Genomic DNA, 20,320 nt, shown 5'->3' on the forward strand with positions numbered 1-20,320 from the left:
CAGCCTTATTCATGATGGAGGAAGCTATGGTCGTGGGTTACTGAACCTTATTTAAGTCTACAATCAGTGTGTTACTGGTTTTTAGCGGCACATTCTTTTGGATTTTTTGGACAGCTTGCAATGCTTTTTGGACTTCTTTATGGTCCCGTAATACGGTATAGGTCACATTAAAGTCTTTGCTTTCTCCAGCCTTAATGGTTGGCACTAAACCTAGAGGACGCTGATACTTGGTATTGTACGCATAACTGGTTCCTGGTTCGATACCCGTTACGTAACCTTGTTGCTCAGTATCGGTATTTTTCCATAGGGTAAGAACAGGCAGTTGCTGCACGTTGTAGCCGACGGCTACCCCTTTATTTGCTGCCTTGTTATGCAATACCGCCAGAGAATGGCCATTTTCATCGCCGATGGGTTTTAAGTTAAAGACCATTTCGTCAAATCCTTTTGTTGGACCAAGGTAGGTTTGCCAACTTTTTAATCCGGCTTGAGCATAGTCATTAAAAGGAGAGATCTCACTGGCGGCCGCGGTTACTTTGGCCCCTTCTTCTAGTATGGGACGGCCAAAATTGGAGTGATAAATAATTTGATATTCATCATCATAATCGGCTTTATTGGTGAGCGTATCATGTATTGCAAAGGTATTATTGCCAGGGGTGACTTCTAGCCGTGTGAGCGTCACTAATTCTGCTTTTTTAAAGGTACGTTCAGCCACTTTACCTTCAACCGTAATCTTGTGTGGTGGCGTATCATCAATAATCACTTTTACTGTCGAGGCGGGGGTATTTTGCACTCGGCCATGTAAACTGAGTAACTGCCCATTATCATCAATGCCCGGGTGACCTGTCCATTCATAACCACAGCGTACTAACATTTCGTTAAAGCCATCTAACCAGCCCAATCCATTACGACTTTCAAGATCAATAAATGCCGGATTCACAATTTCTTTGACAGGAGAGTTCCAACCTAAAATTCGTTGACCATCCATTTTGACATCATAAATCCCCATACCACGAGTGGGAACTAAGGTGATGGAGAGAATTCCATTATCAATAATAAGAACATCGACCCCAGTTTGTTTTCCTCCATGTAGTTGTCGTTTTTCAATAGAAAAGGGGTGACTATCGGTAAAATCCAGTGAGTCGTGGGTGACTTGCCAATTGCCTACCTCTTTTGCAAGCATGGAATCTGTAAGGACAAATTCCACTGCGTAGCTATTCATTGCAGTTAAACCCAGTAACACGGCAGCAAATGTCGGTGTGATTTTCATTGTCTTTCCTTATGTTATTGTCGAATTTTAAATAACTGAATCGATTCAGCAAAAAGAGTACACCTGAACAACTGGTGCTCAATATATAACTTGGCGTAATGTGATCTTTATAGGATGGAATAGAAAAATAGGGGTGATTTTTGATGGCTGAATCAACTTCAGCAAAATGGGAATAAGGGGGATAATGATAAACCGAAGGGCTATGCCCTTCCTACTTGAAGCTGCATGGGGTGTTTATGTTCTTTTACCCTAATCGTATCGTCTGTCTATGCTCATGGAGATAATGAGAGCCATCCGTGGCTCTAACCAAAGGCCAGCCTACGGCTGTTCAAATTTGTTCCAGACAAATTTGTCACTCACTTGCCGCCAACCTGCAACTCTCAGTTGTTTGGTTATAGTAAATATAAATATGTGCTGCAAACAATGTTTCCATTCCTTTACGTTACCCATAATTAGCATATGCTATTAACATTGAGTAATGGAGAGTGATCAATGTCAGCGGTGGATTCTCACGTAATGTGTGCGGTGTGTTCAACACCAGAAAAAAACTTTTATTCCTTAGGGGTTAACTTTACAGCGGTTGCTGCTGGAAAAACAGAAGGGCACTTTATTGTTGAGCCTAGACACCAAGGATACTTAGGATTATTGCATGGCGGTATTGCCAGTTCGTTATTAGATGCAGCTATGACGCATTGTCTGTTGCTGCAAGAGATCCCAGCGTTAACGGCGCAGTTAGATGTTCGCTTTCATCATCCGATTAAGGTGGGAGATAGGCTCACGGTGATCGGACAATGTCATGATGAGCGACGAGGTATTTATTTTTTATCTGCTCAATTATTGGTGAATGGAGAGCGTAGAGTGAGTGCCAAAGGTCGATTTCTATGTGCCAAAAAGCAAAGCCAAAAGGATTAAATTAATGGTTCAATACGTTATTGAGTGCCTCTGGAGCAATGGTTTCAAATTCGTTTCTATTCAAAAGCGATAAATTAACTTTGGCTAAAGGCCACTAGCCTCTGAGAGGATTAGCCGCCAACTAAACAGAGGTTATCCCTTCATTTCATTGACATCATTGATGCGCGAGTTGTTTAAGTCAGCAAGCGCCTAATACTTGATTAGGCTGACATGATATTGCCCACGCATCTCGCAACTTCGTTTATCCATTTACACATCAGCCTCCCTAATAAAGTTCGTTTATTCATAGAGCATACTCGTTCACGCTATTTAACCATAGTGCACTATATTTGATTCGATTGATTTAATTTAACATCGGGATATCACAAGGCTGCCCTTGGTGGTATTTTAGCTGAGTAAAATAACGATGTGTTTTTTCAACATCCTGATATTCGATTCGCCACGAAGCACTTCTCTGGTTATGACAAAACCGGTGGATATGCTCAAGTAACTCGTTACAGAGTGTATTGATTACATTAGCTACCGAGCGAATGAGAGGACTTGTCTCTATGGAAAGAAATTGCAATAGAGCATAAGTCTGATTAATGGCCTGATAAGCATATTGATCTTGCCCCATTTTAGAAAGAATGTCTGACTGATAAATAGCGCTTTCTTTTAACCCTGTCATGAGGCAAATAAACTGGCAAGGTTTCGTTTGTGCGTTTTGTGCCGCATCACACAGATGTTTGGGAAGATGGTGTAGGACATCAATCAAAAGACAATGAGCTTCAGGCCAATGGTGTTGAGCCATTAATTGTTTCGCTTTAAGGTAATGGCTCCAGCATGGTTTTAGTTCCATATTAACTCCGATAGAGAGTAACTTTTTTCGAACCTAGTTGCAGGGGAGGCGGTGTTGGCGAATTGATTGCCCTCAATAACATTGAGCACGTATGATCATGAGGCTTTACACTTTAGCCGCCTATCTGCAGATCCAAGTTATTTAGATATATTTAAATGCAACAACTCACTAAATGCAACTAATTATCATTTAATTTTTTAGGCTCGGTTGTTGATTATTTATCCGCTTGGTTGTGAATTGGTATTAAGTCACTAAAAAGGTTGTGATTTTCTTCTACACTTGAGCTACAAAGGAGCGTAAGGCTAACCGATACGGTAAACAAAGAACCAAATAACGGTGAAGTATTAAAGACGTGTTGTAGTCAAACATTATTCAGTATCCATCCACATAGACGTAATTATCTCCTTGGAGTATCAGGATGCATAACAATCATAAAAAAATAAGGAGGGAGTATGGCAATTCAACATTTAAGTGCTGAGCAGCTCTATCATGTTGCAACATTAGAAAAACTGCCATGTAAATCAACCAAAGAATTGGCTCCTATTGATGAGATCGTCGGTCAAGAGCGTGCGCAAAAAGCGGTTGAATTTGCCATGTCTATCAAAGAGAAAGGTTACAACATTTATGCTATTGGGCGTAATGGGCTGGGTAAACGGACGATGATTCTCCGTTATCTTAATCGCCATCAGCATGAAAATACCGAGTTATTTGATTGGTGTTATGTGGCCAATTTTGATGATATTCGTACTCCTCGGGTGTTAAAGCTTCCATCTGGCGTGGGACAAAAATTTCGCCAAGATATTGAAAAATTGATGGCAAAATTAATGAATGCCATTCCATTAGCTTTTGATAATGAACTCTATTTTAGCCGTGCCGATCGGTTAAAAAATCAATTAGCACAGAAGCAGCGACACGAGTTGGAAGAAATTACTCGCCGAGCGAAAGAGCGTGATATTAGCTTAACCATCACGACGCAAGGTGATTATCAATTCGTAGCCATGAATGGCGAGGAGATGCATACCGAAGAAAGTTTCGATGCGTTAAGTAAAAAAGAACAAGAATATTTTTCTCAAACGATTGATGAACTTGAAGTTAGTCTCAGAAATATGGTTCGACAGCTAACTGAATGGGAAGAAGCGTACAGTGAAAAAATTAAAAAATTGAATGATGATGTGACGCTAGATGTCATCAGTCATTTTATTAAGCAGCTCAAACAAGATTATTCTAAATACCCAGAAATCAAAGCTTATCTGACCGAGTTACAAAAAGATATTGTTGAGAATGTGGATATTTTCCTCGATGATACCGGCGAGCAAGGTGAATTAGCCACTGCTGCCCTCGATAAAAAACTGCCCCGTCGTTATAAAGTGAATGTCCTGGTTTGTCGATCATCGCAACAGTTCCCTGTCGTCGTTGAGGAAAATCCGAATTATCATTCACTGTTTGGCTATATTGAAACTGCGACGTATAAAGGCACCGTATTCACTGATTTTTCTTTGATCCGTGCGGGTAGTTTACATAAAGCCAATGGTGGCGTGCTGTTGATGGATGCCGTCAAAGTATTAGAGCAACCTTATGTTTGGGACGGCCTGAAACGAGCACTCCGTTCACGTCAGTTAAGCTTTACCTCATTAGAAAAAGAGGTCACTTTGACGGGCACAGTCTCATTGGATCCAGAACCGATTCCTTTAGATGTGAAAATTATCTTATTTGGTGATTATCGCACCTATGAATTGCTGACTCATTACGATCCTGAGTTTAGTGAGTTGTTCCGTGTCACTGCCGATTTTGAAGATGAAATGAAGCGTACCGTAGAGAGTGAGCTGCATTACGCTCGGTTTATTTCTAGTATCATTCATGACAATAATTTGCTGCATTGTGACCGAAAAGCGATTGCACGAATTATCGAACACAGTTCTAGAATGACAGGTGATCAGCATAAACTGTCGTTACACTCAGCGCATATTGCTAATTTATTACGTGAATCAAACTACGTTGCCAGACAAGCTAATTCAAATATGATTCGACAAAATCATGTCGAAGAGGCGTTGAATAACCAACAAATGCGTGTTAACCGTTTGCAAGAAGGGGTTATGGAAACCTTTCTCAATGGCACAACTTTAATTCAAACAGAGAGCACAGCAATCGGTCAAGTCAATGCACTTTCAGTGCTGGCAACCAGTGACCATGCTTTTGGGGCACCGAATCGAATTACGGCCACCACTTCTTATGGTGACGGCGAGATCATTGATATTGAACGCAGTGTTGATTTAGGCGGCAGTATTCATTCAAAAGGAGTGATGATCTTATCTGCTTACTTAACGTCAGTCTTTGGCCGTACCGCTCGGGTACCATTAACCACTACTATTACTTTTGAACAATCGTATGGTGGGGTAGATGGCGATAGTGCGAGTATGGCTGAATTTTGCGCGATTGTGTCGGCATTTTCTAAGTACCCGAACCGACAAGATATTGCGATTACGGGCTCCATGAATCAGTTTGGTCAAGCGCAGCCAATTGGTGGCGTGAATGAGAAAATCGAAGGCTTCTTTGATGTCTGTAATATTAAAGGGCGGCATGATCATCAGGGCGTGATTATTCCGCGGGCAAATATGCATAACCTGATGTTACGTAATGATATTGTCAAAGCGGTAGAAAAAGGTGAATTTCATATTTGGGCAATTGAGCATGTTACCGAAGCCATTGAACTATTTACCGGTAAACCTGCTGGAATTGCAACAGAAGATGGCAGCTATCCAGTAGATAGTATCTTTGGCTTAGCACAGGCAAAACTCAACGCTTTGCGTAAATAAACTACGCTGATAAGGCTTCTTTGCCGAAGCCTTATTGCTCTCTAAAGTGTTCCGAAACGGCAGATCGACGAGTCGGCGTTGGATCGGTTGATATGGTATGTTCGTAGCCTTCTCGAATAAAGCGTTGATGAGGAATTAATGGCTCAATTCGCCGCAACTGGGGGGATTTCTGAGTCCCGGATAATTGATAAATGGTTATCCCACTGCCAGTGGTGACCTCAATACTTCTTCCATCAAACCCAAATTGAGTACTGATCAGCCGTTCATTCCGAAAGACACCTTGTTCATTAAAGGTAAGAACTTCCGTCAAATGGGGGGGAGTGCCTATTTCTATCCATGAGCCATAGACATGTTTGGGGTGGGTATAATCTTGATAACTAAAATAGATGAGCATGGAAAATATCAATGCCAAAAAAGCCAGCACTAGCCAGAAAACAGTTTGTAACAGAATCTGCTTGGAGGTCGATGGATAATGGCGATAGCGTGGTTTATTCATGATCTCTTCTATTTTTCAGCATACTCAGTGATCAAACAGGTACACTTAGAAACCACTTCGACGTATAGGTTTGTGTTATACCCACAGTGGTTTGAGTGTATCGATTAATTTAGAGTGAAGCAGTGATTTATTAAGCGCAACAACGATGATCGAAAGTATGATCTAGCTTCAATATTTATTCAATACGGCAAGTAGGTAGCGGTTATTTTTATTCTCTCAAGGCGTTGTAGCACATAGCTGAGCTGATCAGAGATGAGAGAACGGGAAAATATATAGCTCATGAAGCATGTTTAAGCATGGGTTGATAGTATTGGCTATAATTTAATCAAAGCTGGGCGAGTGAGGAGAATAGATGGCGATCGTTCCCAAACATACTGATCCTTATTCACGTTATGATCCTGAGCGAGACCTAACTACAGACCAATTACACCGTTTTACACAAACGGCGAATAGTGCTCAAAAAAAGCGCGAAGAACAATCAGCAGAAGAAAAACCACCAGAGAAACCATCGTTTATGATGGCAGCGGCACGTCGTGCTCGACGTCAGGCGATGAAGCCCGTCGTGGTAACTAAATCAGATAAACCGAATACGCTTCGCTATATCGTTTGGTTAGTTGTGTTTGCAGCGATCGGGTTGTGGTGGATGTATATGTCCGGTTAAACGATTGGAACCGATCACTGCTGCTGAGTTTTCGGCTTGGTAACATCAAGGGGCACTAATCCACAACCATAGGAAAGCGCTCGATATGTTTAGCGGCGGCCAAATACGGCAATCCATCAATCTCCCCTTATTGATGCTGTTGAGTTAGTGCATACTTACTTCACTGGAATTGGCCGTTATCTATGTGGATGAGCAATTAATTTTTCATAATCAATACTTGTACAGATAATGAAATGAGACAGAGATAGCTGTTTTTTGCAAATAGCAAATATTTTGCATTATGCAATTTTATTATGAGATTAGTTGTAATGAAACTGGTGGTTTTTTGCCCAAAATCGCACTTTTCATAGGGTTAAAAGTTGGCACACAATGTGCTTTATATAAATTGACCCTTTTAAGCCGAGGGTCACCTAGCCAACTGACGTTGTTAGTGAACCCTTTTGTTCACATCTATATACAGCCAATCGCGCTTCTTGCGATTGGCTATTTTTTTATTTGTTATTCCCCACATTTTTGATAACAGCTTGGGATACGAGGACAAACGGCACCTCGAGAGCAGATTAAGCGTGCTTGGTTCTCTATACCACGCTCAACCCAGTTAATGTTGAGAATCTTAGCAATCGTCAATAAGTCCTTTTTAATATGGCGAGGAATGGATGTGGTTCCTCCTTGTGTGACGCAAGAGGCTTTTAGCTCTTCAGCAATGCTTCGGGCATCTCCCCCCTGTGCATTAATGGCTGGGTTAAGATCGATACCGGCACAAAGGACTCGGTTGTTTCCTGCAGGATCGGTCATATTCATCGATTCACAGCAGTAGATCCGTGGTTCATCACCCACATTTAAAATGGAAATTTGTGCCGAACTGCCAGGCTGAGGCTCCGCTAAGCGACGAAATACTGCCCAATGTTGACATGGGTCATTCACTTTACGCATATTTCCCCAAGGAAGAGGAATACCATTTCCACGATAAACCGCTTTTAGCTTCCCTTCACCATAAGCATCAAAATAATGCCAATGTGGGTAGGGAGAGACGACGGTCATTCTTCTCATCGCCACAGAGGGAGAAACACCGGCCTTTTGATGTACCGCTATCTCATAGCCATTTCTATCCAGTAACTGGCGAAATGGAACTTTAGGACAGAGTAATGCTCCGGCAAAAAAGCTTGATTCAAAATCACGCCAAGCTTGTAAAATATCTTGTGAATTCAGTTCAGAACCCTGTGGGGTTTCAGCCAACTCTTCCCAACTGTGTGTATGTCCAACCGAAAGAACGCTTTTTAACCCGTCCTTACTGTGGAGTATATTATGGCCAATATAGACGGCTAAATCATATTTGAGCCGAGTCGGATAGCTGCGTAGGATTTCATTTAAGTAGATATGGCCTGGCGGTTCGAAGAAAGAGGTGACCAACTGTTTGGCGCTAGTCCCTAATTCATCGACCACATCATGTGGTGTGCGAGTCACCCAGCGTACGGTTAAGCCTAAACTTTTCGCCATATCGATTAAGTCTTCTACTGCTAAGTTAAGGCGTTTTAATCCAACTTCCTCAGCGGCTCGTTCTAAATCAGGAAAATGATTTTGCAAGCTTTCTTGATGGGCTCGAATCAAAAGATGAGCAAATTGTCGTCCTGTGATGCCTGCTTGTGAGAGCATTTCCGGGATAGCTATTTGTAAAATATCATGGGAAAAAAGAAAACTCGGCTCAAGAGCCATACCACTGATGCCTCCTCGTTTCCCTTTATCTGGTGTAATATCCGCTTGCTCGGGTTCATCGTCTAAAAACCAACGTGGATCTTTTTGAAAAACCTCTGCAATCACTTCCAGCATTTCTATGCTAGGTACCCGTTTCCCTCGTTCAATCATCGAAAGATAAGAGACCGATGGCGCATACTCTGGATTAATACGAATACAGCGCGCAGAGAGATCTTCCATCGTTAAATGGTTACGTTTTCTTAAATTTCGCACTTTTGTACCCAAAAAATGGGACTGTCTAACTAAGCTTTTGGAGATGGCCATTTTGTAAAATTCACATTGTAAAATTTTTGTTGTGAAATTGTAGTTAAAAATACGGTAATCTACCAAGTAAGCAAGTCACAAACTTGAGTGAAATTTAACCACAAGTTTGAAAAAGATTGCGCTAGGACATAATTGAAAGTTATCCATGAGGGAAAGACGATGAATATGCTGACATTCGATAAGACTAACATGCAACAACACAATAAACCCTTTATCGCTGAAGCTGTCTTCGCCGTCGAGACAATCAGCGCGAATTTACAACGAGAAAAACAACTTAGAGCCAAGCAATTGCTTGATCGTTTATTCCCGTTAGAAAATGGTTCTCACCAAGAAGTGACAAGTTATGTGATCGATTATCATCATGTACTGGCATATTTTAAAAATGGTCAGCATAGTGGGCTGAAGTATCCTAAACAGTTTATTGCTTACACGGGGGGGAAAGAACAACCTTGTTCAATTCTTTTTCGAGATGGGCATGGGAGCCATGTTGAAGTCTTACTCGGTTGTCAACGAGGAACCGGTTATATTGAACTGATCGACATCGATGACATTCAGTTAGAAACCTGTACTGTCCTTAGCCAAGAGGTGAACGATCATATGCCAAACGCTGTTTTGCGCCATTGGATTAGCTTAATTAAGGGAGATGAGCGGGGTAAGCCTCAGGCCAGCAGTGAAGATAAAGAATTTAGAGCTAAGAGTGGAGGGGATTACTGTCTTAGTTATTGTTTTAATTTATGACCAAATAAAAACGATATCCCCTTCCTACTTGAATCTGCAGGGGTGTTGGCTACGTTGGTTCACCCCAATTACATCGCCTGTTTATGTTCATGGGGATGATGAGAGCCATCCGTGGCTCTCACCAAAGGTCAGTGCCTACGGCTGTTCAAATTTGTTCCAGACAAATTTGTTACTTACTTGCCGCCTACCTGCAATTCCAAGTTGTTTGGGTATAAAACCTTGAGCTTGATGGTTTAATGCTCAAGGTTCTGTTTTATAAGGGCATAACTCGGTTACGACCTAATTTTTTTGCTTCATAAAGCAGTTTGTCTGCCCGATCAATCAGATTGTCTACTGTTTCCATTGGTTGATACTCCACCACACCAAAAGAGGCGGTAATATTGCCAACTTGCTGCCCTGTTCGACGATCGCGAACGTATAACCTTTCAATTGAGCGGCGGAGAGAATCGGCAAATTGGCGAGCACTACGCAATGGTTTATGTGGTAGAATCAAGGCAAATTCTTCACCACCAAATCGATAGGCTGTAATGCCTTCTCTACAACTGGCTTGAATACGTTTTGCCAGTGTACGCAGAACCGAGTCACCGAATAGATGGCCAAAGTCATCGTTATACGATTTAAAATGATCGATATCCAATAAAATAAGACTCATGGCTTGTTGAGCATGCACAAAACTGAGCAAATCAGCGTTAAATGAACGACGATTATAAAGCCCGGATAGTGAATCAAATAAAGCGTCTTTTTGCACATCGGATAATTGATGACGCAAGCGAGAAATTTCTTCGCAGGCATTTTTCAATTGAGCGCCTAGAAAGCGAGTTGAATGGCGAATATCTTGTGATTCACTGACCAACTGCCTAATTAAGCTCATGACTTCATCGATGGAAAGATCTTCTTTTTCCACGCGTTCTAAATGATTAAAGCTTTTATCAATGATCGTTTCAAAAGCATGAGTATCTGTCATTGTGTCTGACATTGAACTGGCGACTTCAGTGGCTAATAGTTCGATATTGGAGCGTAGTTCACTAACCGTGGTTTCGACTTTAGAAGCAATAAATTGCTGGTAGAGGTAATCCCCAGAAGCTGGCGGGCAAATCCCCAAGTTGCTTAATACGTCATCAAGCTCTTGGTTGAGTTGTGGCATCGTATTATCAACATAGGTGTACCAAAGTGCATAGTTAGTTGGGCTGGCAGCAACATGATGCTTCATCATTAAAGGCACCGCTTTTTTTAGGTTCTCGGTTGCTTTTTTAAACGTGTCGTCAGTCATTGTCTTATTCACAATACTACCCTATGAACTAGTATATTTAGCATAGCGGATTTTATTTTATATTGCTGCAAAATAATCGGCTACACAATGAAGCTCGATAAGGCATTGATGGCTAGATAAAGCGAGTTATCCCCTTCCTACTTGAAGCTGCAGGGGTGTTGGCTACGTTCTTTCACCCCAATCACATAGCCTGTCTATGCTCATGGGGATGATGAGAGCCATCCGTGGCCCTCACCAAAGGCCAGCCTACGGCTGTTCAAATTTGTTCCAGACAAATTTGTCACTTACTTGTCGCCTACCTGCAACTCCAAGTTGTTTGGGTATAGCAGGTTAAAAAGAAGGGCGGGCACACGCCCTCTGAACTGGGAACCTAACGAGCTAAGGTGCCATTACGTTGAGTGTCGATAGTTTTTGCTCCTCGTAACATCGCTTCAATCAGTTCTGTCGCATTAAATTTTTCCAATGCTTCATGTGCCCCCACTTGACGCGCTCTATCGACGCATATTTCACTCGATAATGAGGTATGTAAAATACAATATGCATGGCTGAGTTTGCTATCATTTTGCACTTCAAAAGCAAGTTCATAGCCATCTAAACCGGGCATTTCAATATCACTGACTAGAATATCAATCGCTTTATGTTCATCCGCGGCTCGACGCATCAGTTCAATGGCATCAAGTCCATTTTTACAAATTTGGTATGGAATATTAATACTGTCTAAAGCATCAGCGAGTTGTTTACGAGCGATAGAAGAGTCATCCACTAACAAAATATGAAGGGGTTTTAGGCGTTCACGTTCTATATCTGTCAGCATTGGAACTTTCGCTGACTCATACTGCGGATAGATTTTTGAGAGCAATAGTTCAACGTCTAACAATTGTACGATACGATCTTGATAGCGAGTAATTCCCGTCACAAAAACATTTTGACCTGCAGAGCTAGGAGCACTCTCGATGGTGCGCCAATCACATTCAATAATTTTTTCAATACTACGAACCATAAAAGCCACCACAGTTCGCAGACAGTCGGTAACAATTAAATAACAGTTTTTATATTCTTGTTCAGTTATCCGCCGAAAACCAATAGCCGCAGCCATATCGATTACTGGCACAGTGAGGTCTCGAATCGTGACAGTACCAACCACATGATGATGAGAATAAGGGATTTGAGTCATCGGTAAAAAAGGAACAATTTCTCGTACTTTTAATGTTCCTATCGCAAACAGTTGCCGCTGTGAGTTCAAGGTGAACATCAACATCCCTTGTGACTGATTCGCTTTACTGATGGTTTTAGCCATAATATTACTCAAAATAAATGCTTTCTATGTGTCTATAGTAACTGAAAAAGGTCAAGTCGTAACGTGATCAAGCCATTTTTAGCGTCAGCAAACCAGAAAAAATCGATGGGCAGTGAGGAGGTGCATTCTCTTTAACCTTTCGTTAGACTGAGCCACTTTTATTGTGAGAGAAAACCATGGCAAAAACAGCAGCGGCATTGCATATTTTAGTCAAGCATAAAGAACAGGCCGAAGCATTACTTCAGCAGCTAAAAAAAGGAGCAAAATTTCAAAATTTGGCAAGAAAACACTCCTTATGTCCATCAGGAAAACGAGGCGGTGATTTGGGAGAGTTTCGTCAGGGACAAATGGTACCTGCGTTTGATAAGGTGTGTTTTCAGGCTGAACTTTTGACACCTCAGTTAGTCAAAACCAAATTTGGTTGGCATATTGTTAAGGTGCTGTATCGTACCTAAGGTCAACAGACCGTAAGTGGCTGGATTTTGATTAATATGTCAACTGAGTCTCAGTAATTGCTTTATTACTGCAGTTTTAATTGATTCGTGTCAACACAAAGCCAGATACCATGGTGTGATACACGTTAAAGTTGCATTAGATAATTGTGTGTTATTGGCAATAAAAAGTGACGAAGGTTGCATATTCTCATACTTTTTTACAATAAATTTTACAAATTGATTTCCATCAAATTTGTATGGTTTTTCTGTGTTATGTTGCGGGCATAATAATTATTAGCCCCAACAAAAGGAAAATCATAATGAAAAAAACAGTCTGTGGATTGGCTGTATTAGCCGCGCTTGTCTCAACTCATGTATTAGCCCACCAGCAAGGGGATATTTTAGTCCGGGCAGGCCTAGCTGCTGTTGTGCCTAATGATAGCAGTGATAAAATTCTAGGAAGCTCTGACGAGTTGAAAGTTAATACCAATACTCAATTGGGACTCACCTTAGGGTATATGTTGACGGATAATTTCAGTGTTGAGCTGTTGGCAGCGACCCCATTTTCCCATGATATTTCTACTGATCTACTTGGATTAGGCGATATTGGTAAAACGAAACATTTACCCCCAACCGTAATGGTTCAGTACTATTTTGGTGAGGCGAATTCTGCGTTTCGTCCTTATGTCGGAGCAGGCATTAACTACACCACTTTTTTTGATGAGAAATTTAATAACACCGGTAAAACTGCTGGGTTAAGTGATCTGAAATTGGATGACTCATGGGGATTGGCGGCCAATATTGGTATTGATTATATGCTTGACGATAATTGGTTTTTCAATGCGTCAGCGTGGTACGCTAATATTGAAACAACCGCCAAGTATAAATTTGGTGGTGCTGCTCAGTCAACGGATGTAAAAATTAATCCTTGGGTGTTGATGATAGCGGGTGGGTATAAGTTTTAACTGCGAAATCTCAACTCCGCTTAGTGTGTAATAAAATTCAATTTAATCTAAGAGGTGCACTCTAGCACCTCTTTTTATCTCTTCTGTTTAGCAAGTCTCTGTCGGTATTTTGTGATATGCCGAGGCGAAAAAGACTTGTTCCGAATGTAATGCCAAGGCACTATAGATTTTTACCATCCCTTCATTTTGTTCATGGTTTGAATGTTATCATCTCTGCTGTGCCAATATGTATCCTATGAATAGAAACGCGCTTACACCACATAACAATAGTAATATGCCTCTTTATTCTAACTTACCAACTTTATAGGGCCGTCCAATATGTTGCATTGGTTGTGGATAGTCGCGTGGCTGTGGGCTGCTAGTGCTCAAGCCGCTCACCCTACATTTATCGCGCCCTTTTTACAAAGAAATGTACCATTTCCTAGTTTTGAAACGATTGAACAGAGCCCATACTGGTTTGCGTGTGGTGAGCGAGCCACTGACAAGCGCTGGTGTAGTGATCCATTTTATTATTATTCAGTTTCTGTTTGGGCCAGTATTGGGCAAGATGCCGATCAACCGGCAGTGATGACGATGTACAGCGATTATTCCTCTTCAATTTGGAGTCAACTTCAGCTTGGCTTAAGACGAGATGGTTTTTCATTGGGTTGGGTGAAGCTGGGCGATAATGAGTTTGATGTGATCGAGCGGCGAGAGGATGAGTCTTGGCAAGAGCTTGATCGAGCGTTGATTGTATTCTTAAACCGTAATGTGAACGAGTTTCCCAAAACACAACGTTGGCTTGCTCAGCAAAGGCAAGTGCAGTTAAAAACGGATGGAATCATCATCGAATTGCAATGGATTTATATTAATAACCGTTCATAACATACTGAACGTAGAGGAGTGTTACCCATGGTTGAAAAAGTAACGATGGCATCGAAAGGGCCTGAGTTCTCTGAATTGGTGCAAGGTTATTGGCGTTTAGGGGAGTGGAATATGACCCCCCAAGCGCGTTTAACGTTCCTTAAGCAACATATTGAGCTTGGTATTACCACGGTCGATCACGCGGATATTTATGGCAATTACCAGTGTGAACGTTTATTTGGTGAAGCGCTTGCGCTGGAGCCTTCACTACGAGAACGACTGCAAATTGTGACCAAATGCGATATTAAATTATGCAGCGATCAATTCCCGAATCGTCAGATTAATCATTATGACACCAGTTCGACACATATTTATCAGTCTGTAAATAATTCTTTGCAACGTTTAGGTGTCAATGAATTAGATGTGCTGTTATTGCATCGTCCAGATCTGCTGATGGATGCTGATGAAGTGGCAGAATCGTTCGCCGAATTGCACAAAGTTGGTAAAGTGAAACACTTTGGCGTGTCAAATTTTACGCCTGCTCAGTTTGAATTATTGCAATCTCGTCTTAGTAAGCCTTTAATCACTAATCAGGTGGAAATCAATCCATTGAATTTTCAGGTCGCTCATGACGGCACATTAGATCAACTACAAATGTTGCGTGTTCGCCCCATGGCTTGGTCTTGTTTAGCCGGTGGCGCGATCTTGAATGGACAAGAAGAGTTGAGTCAACGTGTGCGAGCTGTACTTGAACAACTAAAAGAAGAGACAGGCGCACAGACTATCGCTCAAGTGGTATACGCTTGGGTGCGTCAGTTACCTTCTAGGCCGCTACCGATAATTGGATCTGGAAATATAGAACGCGTAAAATCGGCTGTTGCAGCACTAGAACTTACGTTAACTCGTGAGCAATGGTATCGAGTTTGGGTGGCCGCGAAAGGACATAACGTGCCTTAAATTGTGTTGTTATGTAAATTTTTTCATGTAAAAAAGCCGCGGCATCATATCGTGCCGCGGCTTTCTCATTCGATGGCGAAAGGTAATTAACCAATCACAATTTGCCCCAGTACGTAGCCTAAGCAGCATGCGCTGATCACACCAACTAAACCCGGAGCCATAAAAGAGTGGTTAAAGTACCACTTGCCAATTTTGGTCGTGCCGGTCATATCAAAGTTGACTGTTGCAATATCCGATGGGTAGTTCGGAATAAAGAAGTAACCATATAGTGCTGGCATAAGGCCAATTAATAAAGCAGGCTCTAAACCGAGTGCTAAACCAACGGGTAACATCATTTTTGCTACAACGGCTTGTGAATTTACCACGACAGAAACGATAAATAGAGCCAGAGCAAAAGTCCAAGGGTAAGCGTTGACCATGTCAATAATGCCGGAACGAAACTGTGGCATGGCATATTGGAAATAAGTATCCGACATCCAAGCAATACCAAAAATGGCAATCGCAGCCACCATACCTGATTTAAAAACAACGCCTTCTGGAACCACTTTAGGGTTTACCTTGGCGACCAGTAAAATAATCCCACCAAAGCAGAGCATCATCATCTGAATGACGGTGGCCATATTCACCGGTTTATCACCGCCAACCATACGGACTTCAGGGAACATGGCGACAAAAACAATAACCAAAATTGATAAAATAAACAGTAATACCGAATTTCTCGCAGCGGTTGGCAGTTTTTCATCTAAAGATGTGGCGGTTGTGCTTAATATTTTTTCTTTAAAAACAGGATCTTGTAGTCTTGATTGATAATCTTTATCTTGATCCAGTTCCTTGCCTCTACGCATACTGTAGAGTGACATCAATACGGTACCAAATAATGTAGCGGGAACGGATACCATTAAAATTGAGAGCAAGGTTATGCTGTGATTAATATTCGATAATTCAGCTAAGTAATACACCACAGCGGCAGAGATAGGAGAGGCGGTAATGGCAATTTGTGATGCCACAGAAGCTGCCGCCATTGGGCGTTCAGGTCGAATACCATTTTTTAGCGCGACATCACCGATAATCGGCATGATGGAATAAACGGCATGGCCGGTACCGAGCAAAAAAGTCATTGAATAGGTCACTAAAGGAGCAATAATAGTGACGCGCTTTGGGTTACGGCGTAACAACTTTTCTGCGACTTGCAGCATGTATTTCAGACCACCGGCAGCTTCCAGAATAGAAGCACAAGTTACCACTGCCAAAATGATCAGCATGACGGTAATCGGGGGTGACGTTGGTGGCATTTTGAAGATGAACACCTCGATGACCAAGCCAATGCCTGAGACAACCCCTAACCCGATACCGCCGTAACGTGAGCCGGTATAAAGGATCAGCAAGAGGAATAAAAATTCCAAATAGAGCATAGATATAGACCTTGTTATTTAAGATAAATGGCGACTATTTTCCCGTGCTATAGATAAAAAATATGAAGCATTTGTCACATAAACTTACATTCTAAAAATGGAAAGTTGTTGGTGTGATTTGGGTCACTTTATTTTAAGTAAAGGTAAAAAATTTAGGAGGATGGCTGTAGGAAAAATGTTGTGTTACTCGTGGTGGAATGTAAAAAAAAAGCCAAACGAATTAGTCTGGCTCTCCTAATCCCCATGAGCATAAATAGGCGATGTGATTGGGGTGAACGAACGTAGCCAACACCCCAGCAGCTTCAAGTAGGAAAGGGATAACCGAATATTTATTCGGTTTCGATATCATCATAAATGGTTGGGATAGGTTGACGCTTATGTTGTGTCGTCTGATAAATATGAATCAGACGTTCTGTGATTGAAGAAGGAATGGGTTTACCTTCGAGAAAATCATCAATTTGTTCATAGGTTAGATTGAGCGCTTCTTCATCCGCCTTTTGTGGCGTCAGTTCTTCTAAATCGGCGGTGGGTATTTTATTCACTAATACTTCGGGGGCTCCGAGTTGAGCTGCCACCAGACGAACTTGACGCTTATTGAGGCCAAAGAGTGGTGCTAAATCGCAAGCGCCATCCCCATATTTTGTATAAAACCCTGTGATATTTTCGGCTGAGTGATCAGTTCCTAATACCAAGCCTCCCACATACCCTGCAATTTCATATTGAGCAACCATTCTCGCTCGAGCTTTGACATTGCCTTTTACAAAATCAATTTTTGCCTTATCGGTGGGCAATAATCCCGTCCCCGAGAGCGCTTGATGCGAGGCCGAATGTAAGCCATCGACTCCGGATTTAATATTGACGGAAACACAATGAGTCGGTTGAATGAAAGAGAGGGCGAGTTGCGCCTCCTGCTCATCTTTTTGTTCACCATAAGGCAAACGCACCGCAATAAATTGGTATCGATCCGTATTGTGTTGTTGATTTAATGCTTCGATCGCCAATTGAGCTAAACGACCACAGGTGGTTGAGTCAACCCCGCCACTGATCCCCAGTACAAGGGCATGGCAGCCAGAGTCTACTAGCTTACGCTGAATGAATGCGACTCGACGTTCAATTTCAAACTGAGGATCAATGTTTGGTTGTACCCGCATCTCTTTTCGAATCATTTGTTCCATAATTTTTCCTTTCCCAGTAAGCGAAACCATGTTTGGATCCTCGCATCTTGATGTAAATTAGTTATATCATACCGAAAACGATAAATTAGAAAACCGTGAATACGATCTCGAAAATAAAGAGAGAAATCGATGGAAAAAATAGCCGTATTTGGTAGCGCTTTTAATCCGCCAACGATTGGGCATCAGAGTGTGATCGAGTCGTTAACTCATTTTGATCGCATTGTACTTGTCCCCAGTATTGCGCATGCATGGGGGAAAGAGATGGTGGATTATGAAGTCCGTTGTCGGTTAATCGAAGCATTTATTGCCGATTTAAGTTTACCTCAAGCTCAATTAGCCACGGTTGAAAAAGAGCTTTTACAGCCGGGTCAAAGCGTAACGACTTATGCTGTGCTTTCTTTTTTACAAGCGCAATGGCCCGAGGCGGAACTGACTTTTGTCATTGGCCCCGATAACCTATTTCAATTTAGTCAATTTTATCGTGCCCAGGATATTCTTCAACGCTGGTCGGTGATGGCCTGCCCAGAAAAAATCAAGGTAAGAAGCACTGATATTCGGTATGCCGTGCAAGAAAAGAAAGATATCAGCGAGTTAACCACACCGAGGGTTGCAGCGTTGATTACACAGCTTAACTGTTATCGGATCGCATCATAAGAGCCTGCATTGGGTAATACAACCGAGTTTGAAGCACCTGAAGCAGATCACGTGATGCATTTAGTTGGAAAATGTTGTCATCGCCGGTGTGATCGGCGATGGCTGGATGTCGGTTATTTGGTGACGGGCCTGAAAAATAGCGCTTGCTGCCTCAGTGTTATACGGCTAAAGGCATATGCTGTGAAGGATCTTGATGTTTATAGACTCGCCGTAATCCGAGCAGAGCAAAAATAGACATCACCAGCATAATCGTGCCGAGTGGTAATTGATTCGTAGCCGGGAAAAGTGAAGCGACTAACGTTGCAATACCAGCCCCCAAGTTTTGCATACCGCCAAGAATAGCGCCTCCTGTTCCGGCATGATAAGGCAATGGCTCCAACGCTCCGGTTGTTGCAGCCGGGAACAATATACCCGCGCCTAAAAAATACAAGGTTGCACCTCCGACTAAGGTGAGCGCTGTGGTTTTATCAAATAGACCCGGAATGAGTACGATCATTGAGCCACAAATAATCGCCATTAATCCGACATGTAACGCCTGTTTTTCACCACTACGTTGGGCAATGGTATTTGATAGCCATGCGCCAGTAAGATAACCGGGAATAGGAGTAACAAATAGTAAACTTACTGTGGTGGCTGGTAATGCGAGCACTCCGCCTAAAAGAACCCCTGCCGCCCCTTCAAAAACAGCGACACCAGCAAAGGTGGCGACTAAGCACAGTAAATATCCTTGAAATCGGTGATCTGAAAGAACAAATTGGTAGCTTTTCAGTACCGATTCTTTTTTCCGCGCTTCTTTCGGTAGTGTTTCAATCATCGTTGTCATCATGACGATAATGACGGCGATAGCAAATAAAGATAAAAACAGATAGCTGGATCGCCAACCAAACGTTTCGGTTAAATAACCGCCGAGCACCGGTGCAATTAATGGCGAAAAGATCAAACACATACTGATCAAACTATTTGCTTGATGCAATTTTGCACCACTGAAACAGTCTCGGGTTAAGGTGCGACTCATGGCTCCACCACAGCCAATTCCTAATCCCTGAATAAAGCTGCCCGCTAAAAATAGGGAGTACTGGTGAGCAAATAGCGCCACTAAACTTCCCACAATATAAATAGCTAACCCAGCAATAATGATGGGTTTACGGCCAAGACGATCAGATAAGGTTCCATAGATAAACTGTGAAAAACCATAAGGAATTAAGTAGCAAGCCATCACTGCTTGTAAAGCCGCAGGCGTGACCAGAAACTCATTAGCCATGTAGCCAACGGAAGGAACGTACATGGTTTGCGTCATTTGACCGACTGCAGTCAATATGGCGATCAGGAAAGTTAGTTTAGCTAATGGAAATGTTGCAGACATCTTTTTCTCCACCTAACAACATTAAAAATAAAAAGGGAAAGTTTTACTAATGACAAATCAGAGTGTGGCTATATTCTCAGCGCGAGATATTAGTTAGATAAATTAACTTAAGCAATCTTAATCTATCGAGTATCGCACGATAAAAATCTATAGTTTGAATTAGAAAAACTAATCAATATTTAGATCCAGTATACGCTTGTAATGCGTAA

At 42.0% G+C, this 20,320-nt stretch carries 18 protein-coding genes; 9 read left to right on the top strand and 9 right to left on the bottom strand.

Annotated elements, in window-relative coordinates; all coding sequences use genetic code 11:
- Positions 1-37 precede the first annotated feature (37 nt).
- Positions 38-1,267 carry an aldose 1-epimerase family protein gene (locus FKN05_RS09730; protein ID WP_161439549.1) on the bottom strand — a complete coding sequence of 410 codons (1,230 nt, stop codon included), beginning with the start codon at positions 1,265-1,267 and terminating at the stop codon, positions 38-40.
- 492 nt (positions 1,268-1,759) lie between these two features.
- Between FKN05_RS09730 and FKN05_RS09735 the strand changes: the two genes are divergently transcribed.
- Positions 1,760-2,179: a PaaI family thioesterase gene (locus FKN05_RS09735; RefSeq protein WP_161439548.1), complete on the top strand. Its 420-nt coding sequence runs from the start codon at positions 1,760-1,762 to the stop codon at positions 2,177-2,179.
- A gap of 343 nt (positions 2,180-2,522) precedes the next feature.
- Here the strand turns inward: FKN05_RS09735 and FKN05_RS09745 are convergent, their stop codons facing one another.
- The gene (locus FKN05_RS09745; protein ID WP_099611063.1) at positions 2,523-3,017 is read right to left on the bottom strand and encodes a hypothetical protein; all 495 of its coding nucleotides are present in this window, start codon (positions 3,015-3,017) and stop codon (positions 2,523-2,525) included.
- Positions 3,018-3,469: 452 nt separating this feature from the next.
- Between FKN05_RS09745 and FKN05_RS09750 the strand changes: the two genes are divergently transcribed.
- Entirely contained in the window at positions 3,470-5,830 is a 2,361-nt protein-coding gene (locus FKN05_RS09750) for a Lon protease family protein (protein ID WP_170887408.1), read from the top strand.
- A gap of 31 nt (positions 5,831-5,861) precedes the next feature.
- Here FKN05_RS09750 and FKN05_RS09755 read toward each other — a convergent pair whose 3' ends face one another.
- Positions 5,862-6,326 (bottom strand): DUF2850 domain-containing protein, encoded by a 465-nt coding sequence (locus tag FKN05_RS09755; RefSeq protein ID WP_099611065.1) that lies wholly within the window; start codon positions 6,324-6,326, stop codon positions 5,862-5,864.
- Between the two features lie 352 nt (positions 6,327-6,678).
- On the opposite strand from FKN05_RS09755, the gene FKN05_RS09760 reads away from it, so the two are divergent.
- Entirely contained in the window at positions 6,679-6,987 is a 309-nt protein-coding gene (locus FKN05_RS09760) for a hypothetical protein (RefSeq protein WP_161439545.1), read from the top strand.
- 498 nt (positions 6,988-7,485) lie between these two features.
- Here FKN05_RS09760 and FKN05_RS09765 read toward each other — a convergent pair whose 3' ends face one another.
- Positions 7,486-9,003, bottom strand: coding sequence for a DUF3612 domain-containing protein (locus FKN05_RS09765; protein ID WP_170887409.1), 1,518 nt, complete (start codon positions 9,001-9,003; stop codon positions 7,486-7,488).
- Positions 9,004-9,162: 159 nt separating this feature from the next.
- On the opposite strand from FKN05_RS09765, the gene FKN05_RS09770 reads away from it, so the two are divergent.
- On the top strand, positions 9,163-9,741 hold the full coding sequence (locus tag FKN05_RS09770; protein ID WP_099611068.1) for an aldolase/citrate lyase/malate synthase family protein: 579 nt from the start codon (positions 9,163-9,165) through the stop codon (positions 9,739-9,741).
- 253 nt (positions 9,742-9,994) lie between these two features.
- Here the strand turns inward: FKN05_RS09770 and FKN05_RS09775 are convergent, their stop codons facing one another.
- Positions 9,995-11,011 (bottom strand): GGDEF domain-containing protein, encoded by a 1,017-nt coding sequence (locus FKN05_RS09775; protein ID WP_161428491.1) that lies wholly within the window; start codon positions 11,009-11,011, stop codon positions 9,995-9,997.
- A gap of 370 nt (positions 11,012-11,381) precedes the next feature.
- Positions 11,382-12,308, bottom strand: a complete 927-nt coding sequence (locus FKN05_RS09780) for a chemotaxis protein (RefSeq protein WP_161428489.1) — start codon at positions 12,306-12,308, stop codon at positions 11,382-11,384.
- 176 nt (positions 12,309-12,484) lie between these two features.
- On the opposite strand from FKN05_RS09780, the gene ppiC reads away from it, so the two are divergent.
- The 4 genes from ppiC to FKN05_RS09800 all read left to right on the top strand — a co-directional run bounded on the left by ppiC (position 12,485) and on the right by FKN05_RS09800 (position 15,507).
- The gene (gene ppiC / locus FKN05_RS09785; protein WP_170887410.1) at positions 12,485-12,763 is read left to right on the top strand and encodes a peptidylprolyl isomerase PpiC; all 279 of its coding nucleotides are present in this window, start codon (positions 12,485-12,487) and stop codon (positions 12,761-12,763) included.
- A 299-nt stretch (positions 12,764-13,062) separates the two neighbouring features.
- Positions 13,063-13,707 (top strand): outer membrane protein OmpW, encoded by a 645-nt coding sequence (ompW, locus tag FKN05_RS09790; protein WP_161427420.1) that lies wholly within the window; start codon positions 13,063-13,065, stop codon positions 13,705-13,707.
- Positions 13,708-14,025: 318 nt separating this feature from the next.
- A complete protein-coding gene (locus FKN05_RS09795; protein ID WP_170887411.1) occupies positions 14,026-14,571 on the top strand; it encodes a hypothetical protein in 546 nt (181 codons plus the stop codon).
- A gap of 27 nt (positions 14,572-14,598) precedes the next feature.
- The gene (locus tag FKN05_RS09800) at positions 14,599-15,507 is read left to right on the top strand and encodes an aldo/keto reductase (RefSeq protein ID WP_170887412.1); all 909 of its coding nucleotides are present in this window, start codon (positions 14,599-14,601) and stop codon (positions 15,505-15,507) included.
- Positions 15,508-15,593: 86 nt separating this feature from the next.
- Here the strand turns inward: FKN05_RS09800 and FKN05_RS09805 are convergent, their stop codons facing one another.
- The gene (locus tag FKN05_RS09805; RefSeq protein ID WP_161427418.1) at positions 15,594-16,919 is read right to left on the bottom strand and encodes an anaerobic C4-dicarboxylate transporter; all 1,326 of its coding nucleotides are present in this window, start codon (positions 16,917-16,919) and stop codon (positions 15,594-15,596) included.
- Positions 16,920-17,248: 329 nt separating this feature from the next.
- Positions 17,249-18,094 carry an NAD(+) synthase gene (nadE, locus tag FKN05_RS09810; protein ID WP_170887413.1) on the bottom strand — a complete coding sequence of 282 codons (846 nt, stop codon included), beginning with the start codon at positions 18,092-18,094 and terminating at the stop codon, positions 17,249-17,251.
- 129 nt (positions 18,095-18,223) lie between these two features.
- On the opposite strand from nadE, the gene FKN05_RS09815 reads away from it, so the two are divergent.
- Positions 18,224-18,748: a nicotinate-nicotinamide nucleotide adenylyltransferase gene (locus FKN05_RS09815; protein ID WP_170887414.1), complete on the top strand. Its 525-nt coding sequence runs from the start codon at positions 18,224-18,226 to the stop codon at positions 18,746-18,748.
- A 157-nt stretch (positions 18,749-18,905) separates the two neighbouring features.
- Here the strand turns inward: FKN05_RS09815 and emrD are convergent, their stop codons facing one another.
- Complete coding sequence (emrD, locus tag FKN05_RS09820) at positions 18,906-20,111, bottom strand: multidrug efflux MFS transporter EmrD (RefSeq protein ID WP_161428177.1); 1,206 nt, start codon at positions 20,109-20,111, stop codon at positions 18,906-18,908.
- Positions 20,112-20,320 lie beyond the last annotated feature (209 nt).

It is taken from the genome of Vibrio sp. 1-1(7), from assembly GCF_013048485.1.
In the GTDB taxonomy this organism is placed as follows: domain Bacteria; phylum Pseudomonadota; class Gammaproteobacteria; order Enterobacterales; family Vibrionaceae; genus Vibrio; species Vibrio fujianensis.

Excerpts from the sequence above, each read along its gene's own strand:
- FKN05_RS09730 (WP_161439549.1), bottom strand. The coding sequence starts at position 1,267 with ATGAAAATCACACCGACATTTGCTGCCGTGTTACTGGGTTTAACTGCA.
- FKN05_RS09735 (WP_161439548.1), top strand. The coding sequence starts at position 1,760 with ATGTCAGCGGTGGATTCTCACGTAATGTGTGCGGTGTGTTCAACACCA.
- FKN05_RS09745 (WP_099611063.1), bottom strand. The coding sequence starts at position 3,017 with ATGGAACTAAAACCATGCTGGAGCCATTACCTTAAAGCGAAACAATTA.
- FKN05_RS09750 (WP_170887408.1), top strand. The coding sequence starts at position 3,470 with ATGGCAATTCAACATTTAAGTGCTGAGCAGCTCTATCATGTTGCAACA.
- FKN05_RS09755 (WP_099611065.1), bottom strand. The coding sequence starts at position 6,326 with ATGAATAAACCACGCTATCGCCATTATCCATCGACCTCCAAGCAGATT.
- FKN05_RS09760 (WP_161439545.1), top strand. The coding sequence starts at position 6,679 with ATGGCGATCGTTCCCAAACATACTGATCCTTATTCACGTTATGATCCT.
- FKN05_RS09765 (WP_170887409.1), bottom strand. The coding sequence starts at position 9,003 with ATGGCCATCTCCAAAAGCTTAGTTAGACAGTCCCATTTTTTGGGTACA.
- FKN05_RS09770 (WP_099611068.1), top strand. The coding sequence starts at position 9,163 with ATGAATATGCTGACATTCGATAAGACTAACATGCAACAACACAATAAA.
- FKN05_RS09775 (WP_161428491.1), bottom strand. The coding sequence starts at position 11,011 with ATGACTGACGACACGTTTAAAAAAGCAACCGAGAACCTAAAAAAAGCG.
- FKN05_RS09780 (WP_161428489.1), bottom strand. The coding sequence starts at position 12,308 with ATGGCTAAAACCATCAGTAAAGCGAATCAGTCACAAGGGATGTTGATG.
- ppiC (WP_170887410.1), top strand. The coding sequence starts at position 12,485 with ATGGCAAAAACAGCAGCGGCATTGCATATTTTAGTCAAGCATAAAGAA.
- ompW (WP_161427420.1), top strand. The coding sequence starts at position 13,063 with ATGAAAAAAACAGTCTGTGGATTGGCTGTATTAGCCGCGCTTGTCTCA.
- FKN05_RS09795 (WP_170887411.1), top strand. The coding sequence starts at position 14,026 with ATGTTGCATTGGTTGTGGATAGTCGCGTGGCTGTGGGCTGCTAGTGCT.
- FKN05_RS09800 (WP_170887412.1), top strand. The coding sequence starts at position 14,599 with ATGGTTGAAAAAGTAACGATGGCATCGAAAGGGCCTGAGTTCTCTGAA.
- FKN05_RS09805 (WP_161427418.1), bottom strand. The coding sequence starts at position 16,919 with ATGCTCTATTTGGAATTTTTATTCCTCTTGCTGATCCTTTATACCGGC.
- nadE (WP_170887413.1), bottom strand. The coding sequence starts at position 18,094 with ATGGAACAAATGATTCGAAAAGAGATGCGGGTACAACCAAACATTGAT.
- FKN05_RS09815 (WP_170887414.1), top strand. The coding sequence starts at position 18,224 with ATGGAAAAAATAGCCGTATTTGGTAGCGCTTTTAATCCGCCAACGATT.
- emrD (WP_161428177.1), bottom strand. The coding sequence starts at position 20,111 with ATGTCTGCAACATTTCCATTAGCTAAACTAACTTTCCTGATCGCCATA.